Annotated in this window: 8 protein-coding genes; 5 read left to right on the plus strand and 3 right to left on the minus strand. The window is 57.5% G+C overall.

What is annotated here, in order from left to right; translation table 11 throughout:
- Together M3O22_07850 and M3O22_07855 are read left to right on the plus strand one after the other, a co-directional pair.
- Positions 1 to 290: hypothetical protein (locus M3O22_07850; GenBank protein ID MDP9196658.1), on the plus strand; the 290-nt coding region annotated here is incomplete at its 5' end.
- On the plus strand, positions 287 to 3,019 hold the full coding sequence (locus M3O22_07855) for a hypothetical protein (GenBank protein ID MDP9196659.1): 2,733 nt from the start codon (positions 287 to 289) through the stop codon (positions 3,017 to 3,019). The genes M3O22_07850 and M3O22_07855, both read left to right, overlap by 4 nt.
- A gap of 6 nt (positions 3,020 to 3,025) precedes the next feature.
- On the opposite strand, the gene tatC is transcribed toward M3O22_07855, so the two are convergent.
- The 3 genes from tatC to tatA form a co-directional block, all read right to left on the minus strand.
- Positions 3,026 to 3,802 (minus strand): twin-arginine translocase subunit TatC, encoded by a 777-nt coding sequence (gene tatC / locus M3O22_07860; protein ID MDP9196660.1) that lies wholly within the window; start codon positions 3,800 to 3,802, stop codon positions 3,026 to 3,028.
- A complete protein-coding gene (gene tatB, locus M3O22_07865; protein MDP9196661.1) occupies positions 3,799 to 4,056 on the minus strand; it encodes a Sec-independent protein translocase protein TatB in 258 nt (85 codons plus the stop codon). Before tatB ends, tatC begins: the two co-directional genes overlap by 4 nt.
- A gap of 124 nt (positions 4,057 to 4,180) precedes the next feature.
- Complete coding sequence (gene tatA / locus M3O22_07870) at positions 4,181 to 4,369, minus strand: twin-arginine translocase TatA/TatE family subunit (protein MDP9196662.1); 189 nt, start codon at positions 4,367 to 4,369, stop codon at positions 4,181 to 4,183.
- Between the two features lie 93 nt (positions 4,370 to 4,462).
- Here tatA and M3O22_07875 point away from each other — a divergent pair, with 93 nt between their 5' ends.
- The 3 genes from M3O22_07875 (at position 4,463) to M3O22_07885 (ending at position 6,984) form a co-directional block, all read left to right on the plus strand.
- The gene (locus tag M3O22_07875; GenBank protein MDP9196663.1) at positions 4,463 to 5,659 is read left to right on the plus strand and encodes a class I SAM-dependent rRNA methyltransferase; all 1,197 of its coding nucleotides are present in this window, start codon (positions 4,463 to 4,465) and stop codon (positions 5,657 to 5,659) included.
- 72 nt (positions 5,660 to 5,731) lie between these two features.
- The gene (locus M3O22_07880; GenBank protein MDP9196664.1) at positions 5,732 to 6,328 is read left to right on the plus strand and encodes an NYN domain-containing protein; all 597 of its coding nucleotides are present in this window, start codon (positions 5,732 to 5,734) and stop codon (positions 6,326 to 6,328) included.
- Positions 6,328 to 6,984 (plus strand): uracil-DNA glycosylase, encoded by a 657-nt coding sequence (locus M3O22_07885; protein MDP9196665.1) that lies wholly within the window; start codon positions 6,328 to 6,330, stop codon positions 6,982 to 6,984. The genes M3O22_07880 and M3O22_07885 overlap by 1 nt, the downstream gene beginning before the upstream one ends.
- The last annotated feature ends 214 nt before the right edge of the window (positions 6,985 to 7,198 follow it).

The following is a 7,198-nucleotide window of genomic DNA, read 5'->3' on the forward strand; positions in this document are numbered from 1 at the left end:
GGCAGGGAAGGGTTACCTGTGACATGGCGGTCATCAGCGACAGCAGCGTCCTCTCAACCGGAATGTCAATGCTGGCAGAAAAGACTGGTTCCAGCCTCTGGTCCGGAACGGACCCGGACCAGATACCACAACATCTGACCGGCGTAATTCTCAGGCGGCTGGAAGAGGCCGGAGCACCAACGGGATCCGATGAGGACAAGCGGGCCGCTCTTAGAAAGGCCTGGCGCCAGATAGCAGGTCACGGAAACACAGGTCCAGCCAACAGCAACACAGGAGGAGTAACTCCATGACATCGTCTTTTTCAGGAAACGGCACTACCAGGCTTCATAAAAACTATCTGCCTCTTGGTACAGTGGCTGCACCATTCCCAATGATGGGTGTAACTGATCTGGAGGTCCCTGACGGCAGCGGGGGAACTGTCAGACGAAAAGGGAATGTTCTGTGGCTGATGCGCAACGACAAGGCACCGCTGCCATTTTATACAGCCCGGCCGAAGGAAGAGGCTCTGGCTATCCTGATGCGGGAAATACCAAGTCCTTCCCTGTTGCCTGGTCTTGTCAAGATGATAGAGCAGAGTGCACCGGATTCAAAAAACAGGATTATCCTCTTTCTGGGAGAGCATGGAACCGGCAAGACGCGTCTTGCTGAAGTCTTTGCAAAAGCCAGTGATTCCAGACCGCCTGTCTTTATTGACTGCGGTGGAAGAAACCTGTTCGACCTTTTCTATGAGACGGTTCTGGATTCGCCTGCTACACTTCGGTCTGCAGTGGATAAATACCTGCAGCAGGGACAGCTGTCGCCCATCAGGATTGCCTTTCTTCAGCAAGGACTTGGTCAGGCTTTTGAAATTGCTGCGGATGGAAAAACATGCCGTATTGTCTGGGATTCAATAGGAACTCCACCCCCGAAGAAAAACAAGGATGATATCGTCCTGGACAGCATGACCCTGTCAAAATGGGCGCTGGACTGTCTGGAGCATTTTTGCAGTCTGGAAGGTATCCAGGTTGGCGGGTCAGGCAATGCGCTTGGGCTGCAAACCCGTGAAGGGCCGATTATAAGGGCCTGGAAGGAAGACCGTCAGGTTATCCTGGATGAATATACAAAAGGCCAGAAAGGCACTGATAATGCATACCAGACTTTCCTGCAGTTCATGAACGGGGAAAGGGACTGGGCTGTTATCAAGAACCGTCTTAGTGTCAATGGACAGGAACAGTCTGTTGAGTTTAGGTTTGATCGTAGAAACATGGGGTCGAACTTCAGGATAAGCCTGACCGGCAACAAAAGCAGTGACGGTCCGACAACTGTTGATCTGAGCGCGTCAGCCTATTCACGCATACCTGTTGTAGAGGTTGAAAAACCCTCCCGGCTCGATTGGACCCAGTCTGCCAGCTACATCCTGACGGGGGTTCCCCTGTCTACATGGGCCACACTGTACAAATTCCAAGCGGAAAAAGACAAACCCGGATTTGCCAGGGAAATGGTTGCCATGCTCACTGCTGCCCGCAGTCCGGAAGAGATGGACATGATTCCTGCAGTGTATGCGGCGCGTCTTGGGCAGTGGGAGCAGACACTGGAGGCTGCAAGGAACCTTGCAGAATTCTACAAGCTGTGGACGGATGTCACCACGCCTGATTCAGAACTGCTCTCCCAAGGCAACATGGTAAGTGTAGCCACTGAAATTGACAGGCCCTATTCAGCCATGGTTGCCATGGGGTTCAGACGTTTCCTGCAGCATATCGGCCGGGCAGGGAAGCCAAGAGCAGAAGTAGATCTTTCGGAGCCTGTCAGCCTTTTTTCCATGGAAACTGCCCTGAAGTCCACATCTGCAGATGTGACGCCTGCTACGACACTGGCGCATTTTGGAACAAATCTGCATGGTGTTATCATGGAAGAAATCATGGCAACAACAAAAGGCAAGCCAGCCACACAGGGATGGCTTCTGGAAAATCTTGACAGGCTGTTTGATCCTGTCACAGCCAGGCGCCTGGATATAGATCCGTTTGTCGATCTGGGCGGAGAGGCTGCGTTCAGGGCACTACACCGGCTTGTGAACTGGAATGCCGGGAATCAGACCGGGAAAGCTGTCGCCCTGTCAGAGACTGCTGTGGCACAGCTTCTGCGTGACAGGGTGGCCGAAGTAAAAAAGGCAGAAGTCGCCGGAGAGAGTGTGTTTGTCACCCTGTCTGGCAACCGCGATGCAAAAACCGGCCTGGCGTGGATCCAGGATATGGGAAAAACTCCCGGGCAGATCCCGGCAGGTATAAAGGTATCGGATTTTCTGCCGGCCGATATCTTTGCCGCCAGCTTGGTGCAGGGTATCAATGGCAGCGGAGTTCTGGATATTGTCCGGAAGGGCTTCGTCTGGAAAGATCATATGAAAGACAAACCTGATTTCCAGCGCGGGGCAGCCTGGAATGAATCCCTTGAGATTGTGGATGGCAACCACTCCAGCGGGGTGCATGTCAATACCTTCTTCCTGCAGTATCCAGGCCTGCGCCTCACGGATCCGCAAGATCCTGCCCGTATTACACTGGAAGTTCCTGCCCATACCAGGGTTGCCCATATTGTTGAAAAGAAAGGACCGGAAGGTTCGCAGATCCTTCTTGTTGCAGATGGTATTCCGGAAACTCTGGCGGATATCCTGAAATCACAGAAGATCACTGTTGTTGAACGTTCAGCGCCTGGCAGCGCTGCAAAAACAGACCGGTGGGTCAGGGAAGTTCTGGGTGATGGAAAGGCTCTGACGGATTCTGAAATAAAGAAAATTATCGGTGCGTTTACACTCCGGAATGTCATACCCGTCGGGGTCCACGACAATGGGCTTGGCAATCTGCTGACAGGAAGGGACATGAAAGTTGTTGCCCCCGTCATCATCCGCACCACTCCTGCCCCGAAAGATTCTGTCACAGCAGCCATGACCCAGAATGTTCAGCAAGCTGCGAAACAGGTACCTCCGCCCCCTGCTGTTGCATCTGTTGCGGCTCCGGGTCAGAGGGCTGTCCGCGCCGCTGCGCCATAAGAAAGATCAGGCCCCCGCGGCTGGTTCCGCGGGGCGCTTTCTTTCTGTCCGGTGCACCAGGGCGATGGAGATTTCATAAAGGGCCAGCATGGGCAGGGCCAGGATGACCTGGGAGACCATGTCCGGTGTGGGGGTCAGGATGGCTGCGGCCAGAAAGATGGCCACAATCACCATGCGGCGCCGGGAGGCCAGCCCCTGTGCTGTGACCAGGCCCATGCGGCCCAGCAGGGTCAATACGACCGGGAGCTGAAAGCACAGGCCAAAGCCCACCATCATGGATGTGACCAGCGATACGTACTGGGTCAACCGTGGTTCGCTTTCAATGGCAATGGCGCCGGTGCCAGCGGGAACCTGGAACTGCAGGAAAAACTTCAGGGCCATGGGCATGACCGGCCAGTACGCCAGCGCTGCGCCCAGGACGAACAGGACGGGACTGGCTATCAGGAAAAAGACAAAGGCCTTTTTTTCTTCCTTGTACATGCCCGGTGCGACAAACATCCACATCTGGCCGGCAATAACCGGAAAAGCCAGGCAGAATGCTCCCCAGAAGGCTGCTTTTACGTAGGTGGAAAAGATATCCTGTGGCGCCGTGCTGATCAGCCGGATTCCCTGGTCCGGCGCGGCCCACAGCAGAGGGCGGGCCAGAAACTGCACAATTTCGGGCGCCAAAGCACAGCATCCGGCGAGCACCAGGGCCAGAAAAGCCACGGACCACAGCAGGCGTCGCCGCAACTCGGCCAGGTGCGCCATCAGGGGCTGGCGGGTCATGTCGGGACCAGTCATGGGATATGGTCCGGGGGAGGAGGCGGAACGGAGGGCTTCCAGTCTTTCAGTTCCTGGATCTGGCGGCGCATTTCCTCCATGTCCGCCTCGTGCATGGCCTGGTCAAAGGTGCTGCGCAGGCCGGCAGCCATCGAACGCAATTTTCGGGCCCACTGGCCGCCTGTATGCATCACACGGGGAATATCCTTTGGCCCCAGAACCACCAGGGCCACAATTGCAACCAGAAACAGCTCCTGCCAGCCGATGCCAAACATTGGTTCTACACCGCTGACCTGTCATCCTGAGGGAGTGAAGACGACTGAAGGATTTTTTCTGTCGACCCGGAAAGATCGTTTGCTGCGCTCAGGATGACAGAAAGAGGCTGTGGGAAACGGGGTTTCATACAGGGTCCGGTTTGTCCCCTGGTGGCGGAATGGATTTCTTCTCGTCCTCGCCCTGCAGGCCGGATTTGAAGCTGCGCAGGCCCTTGCCGATATCGCCCATGACGCGGGGCAGCTTTCCGGCCCCGAACAGGATCAGGACCAGAACCAGGACAAGAAGGATTTCCGTAAGGCCAAGGCCGAACATGGTGCATTTCCTTTCATCAGCTTCCTGACTTTATCATACCAGACATCTGTTTGCCCATGACATTTCCAGTGACTGGATATACAGTGCGCGCCCATGAATACGCCAGATACTCTTCCTCTTATCCGTCTTCTGCCGTCCCGCCACAAGCGGGTTGTGGCTGGCCATCCGTGGGTCTATTCGAATGAGATCGCCATGGATGCAGCGGCAAAGGCCCTTGCACCCGGCAGTCCGGTGCGGATCCACACCAGCCAGGATACGTTTGCCGGCACCGGCTTTTTCAACCCGCATACCCTGATCGCGGGCCGCATCCTGACCCGGGATCCGGGACAGTCTGCTGATCGTGGTTTTCTGGCCCGAAAATTGCAGGCTGCCCTGGCCTTGCGCCAGCGCCTCTTTCCGCGGCCTTTTTACCGTCTTGTCCATGCGGAAGCCGATGGTCTGCCGGGTCTGGTGATCGACCGCTATGACCGCACCGTGGTTGTTCAGGCCAACACGGCGGGCATGGACCGTCTGCTGCCTGATCTTCTGGTGGCCCTGGACGAAGTGGTTTCTCCGGGCACCATTGTCCTGCGCAATGATTCCCCTGTGCGGACCCTGGAAGGCCTGCCTCTGGAAAGCCGCGTAGTAAAGGGGCAGGCGGACGGGTTGCTGGAGCTGGAGGAAAACGGTGTCCGGTTTGTGGTGCAGCCCGCGGGTGGCCAGAAAACCGGCTGGTTCTATGACCACCGCGACAACCGGGCGTTCATGGCCCGGCTGGCGCAGGGGGCCCGGGTTCTGGATGTCTATACCTATGCCGGTGGCTTCGGGATCCAGTGTGCAGCAGCAGGTGCCACATCCATCCTGGCTGTGGATCGCTCACAGCCGGCTCTGGATCTGGCGACACAGGCTGCAACCCTCAACAATGTTTCCGGAAAATGCACCTTCAGACAGGCCGAAGTGTTTGAGGAGCTGGAGCGCCTGAAGACCGCAAAGGAAAAATTTGATGTGGTGATTGCGGATCCGCCCGCTTTTGTAAAATCCCGCAAGGACATTCCGGCTGGATCCCGCGCCTATCGCAAGCTGGCCCGCATGGCGGCAGAGGTAACAGCGCCGGGCGGGTTTCTGCTGGTGGCTTCCTGCAGCCACAACATGGAATCTGAAACCTTCCTGGACATGGCCGCCCGGGGCTTGGCCGATGCGGGACGGGAAGGGCGCATCATCCGGTCTGCGGGCGCCGGGCCAGATCATCCGGTCCACCCGCTGTTGCCGGAAACGGCCTATCTGAAGGCCTTGGTATTTCGGCTGGACTGATTATGTTGCACCAAAAAATCAGGTTGGGCATAGTGCAGCCGTTCTGCAGTTCATTCCGGAAGGTATATATCCATGCTGTTTTATCCTGAAGAGCGTATGGCCCTGTTCATTGACGGATCCAACCTCTATTCCGCTGCCCGGTCCCTGGGATTTGACATTGACTATCGTCGCCTGCTGGAAGTTTTCTCCTCCAAGGGGCGCCTGTTGCGGGCCTTCTACTACACGGCCCTGGTGGAGGAGCAGGAATATTCCCCGCTGCGGCCGTTGATCGACTGGCTGGACTACAACGGCTACACCATGGTCACCAAGCCCACCAAGGAATTCACGGATTCCATGGGGCGGCGCAAGATCAAGGGCAACATGGACATCGAGCTGGCCATCGACATGATGGAAATGGCCGGGCAGGTCCAGCATATCATCCTGTTTTCCGGGGACGGGGACTTCCGCCGCCTGGTCGAGGCTGTCCAGCGTCGCGGCGTCCGCGTCAGTGTGGTCAGCACAGTGCGGACCCAACCGCCCATGGTGGCGGACGAGCTGCGCCGCCAGGCCGACAATTTCATAGAGCTTCAGGATCTGGCGCCCACGATCCAGCGGTCTCCCCGGCCGGATGCCGGGAGTCAGTCACCGCAGTCGGGCGGCAGCGGCGGGCCGTACCAGCAGGGCCAGTAATGGCCCCGTTTCCTGCGCCTGCTCCGCCGCCTGACTGCCAGTTATGTCCGAGACTGGCGGGTTTCCGGCAACAGAACCGGGAGAAATATCCTGCGTACCACAACAATCCTGTTCCGCCCTTTGCCGGTGCGGATCCGCCGCGGCTTTTGATCGTGGGGCTGGCTCCGGGTCTGCAGGGAGCAAACGCTACCGGCCGGCCCTTTACCAATGACTATGCGGGCGACCTTCTGTACGAGACCCTGGGCCTGTATGGCTTTGCCGAGGGGCAGTACGACTGTCGGGCCGACGATGGCCTGCGCCTGAAAGCGTGTCGTATTACCAACGCGGTGCGTTGTGTACCGCCGGAAAACAAGCCCCTGCCGGAGGAAATAAAGACCTGCGGCAGTTTCCTGAAGGCCGAGCTGGGAATGGCAATGCCTTCAGTCCGGGCCATTGTGGCTCTGGGAACTGTAGCCCATGCGGCAGTCCTGTCAGCCCGGGGCCTGCGCAAGGCGGCTTTTCCCTTTGCCCATGGGGCGGTCCATGACCTGGGTGATGGCGTCCGGTTGTTCGACAGCTATCACTGCTCCCGCTACAACACCAACACGGGCCGCCTGACCACACCCATGTTCCAGGATGTTTTCCGGAACGTCCGGGCCTGGGTGGATGGGGGCTGATTTTCGCCGGATTTCCCCCATGCTGAGCCTGTCGAAGCATGGGGCCCTCACGCTTCGACAGGCTCAGGGTGAGGAGTTATTTCAGGGACAGGCCGGGCCTTAGAGTCTGACTCAAAACTCCCCATTATGAGTTTTTCAGCCTTGCGATGAGGCGTGTCTGTCGCCGGATGGATGCGATGAGGAGCCAGGCCTCTGAGGAAGCGATGGAGTTTTC

The sequence above is a fragment of the Pseudomonadota bacterium genome, assembly GCA_030775045.1.
Taxonomy (GTDB): Bacteria; Pseudomonadota; Alphaproteobacteria; order JALYJY01; family JALYJY01; genus JALYJY01.

Bases quoted from the DNA above. Each gene is read 5' to 3' on its own strand.
- M3O22_07855 (MDP9196659.1), top strand. From the start codon at position 287: ATGACATCGTCTTTTTCAGGAAACGGCACTACCAGGCTTCATAAAAAC.
- tatC (MDP9196660.1), bottom strand. From the start codon at position 3,802: ATGACTGGTCCCGACATGACCCGCCAGCCCCTGATGGCGCACCTGGCC.
- tatB (MDP9196661.1), bottom strand. From the start codon at position 4,056: ATGTTTGGCATCGGCTGGCAGGAGCTGTTTCTGGTTGCAATTGTGGCC.
- tatA (MDP9196662.1), bottom strand. From the start codon at position 4,369: ATGTTCGGCCTTGGCCTTACGGAAATCCTTCTTGTCCTGGTTCTGGTC.
- M3O22_07875 (MDP9196663.1), top strand. From the start codon at position 4,463: ATGAATACGCCAGATACTCTTCCTCTTATCCGTCTTCTGCCGTCCCGC.
- M3O22_07880 (MDP9196664.1), top strand. From the start codon at position 5,732: ATGCTGTTTTATCCTGAAGAGCGTATGGCCCTGTTCATTGACGGATCC.
- M3O22_07885 (MDP9196665.1), top strand. From the start codon at position 6,328: ATGGCCCCGTTTCCTGCGCCTGCTCCGCCGCCTGACTGCCAGTTATGT.